The sequence below is a fragment of the Natranaerobius trueperi genome, assembly GCF_002216005.1.
GTDB classification, from domain to species: Bacteria; Bacillota; Natranaerobiia; order Natranaerobiales; family Natranaerobiaceae; genus Natranaerobius_A; species Natranaerobius_A trueperi.
Genome location: NZ_NIQC01000106.1, coordinates 1 through 330, shown reverse-complemented (window position 1 = coordinate 330; position 330 = coordinate 1). Strand labels below are relative to the sequence as shown.

Sequence of the window (330 nt, the reverse complement as noted above, 5' to 3'; positions counted from 1 at the left end):
TATCTTGGTCTCACCTTTGTGTTTACCCGAACTGTTTTCTTTCAGGTTCAAGCCTGCTAGTTTCTGAATTTGACGTGGATGTTTGTAGTTAGATAAATCCACTACTTCAAACAAAAACCCTGCTACTGTTACCATACCTACTCCTGAAATACTCATCATTTCTTCTGTTCCCGGGATTTCTTTCATAATATGCTCTATCTGAACAAGTACTTGTTCTATCTTCAACTAAAGCTTCATTCTGTGACAAAAGAGTTTTTAATTCTTGTCTTGCCATAAATATGCCTTCTGTCACACCAGTGCTATGCGATGCTGCTTGAATTACCTTTCTAG

At 37.6% G+C, this 330-nt stretch carries 1 protein-coding gene and 1 pseudogene; both read right to left on the bottom strand.

Translation table 11 applies throughout. The features are described from left to right. Positions 1–159: pseudogene (locus CDO51_RS14855) on the bottom strand (IS110 family transposase); the annotation flags it as partial. After that, on the bottom strand, positions 107–330 hold a 224-nt coding region (locus CDO51_RS13315), incomplete at its 5' end, for a hypothetical protein (protein WP_240503602.1). The gene CDO51_RS13315 and the pseudogene CDO51_RS14855, both read right to left, overlap by 53 nt.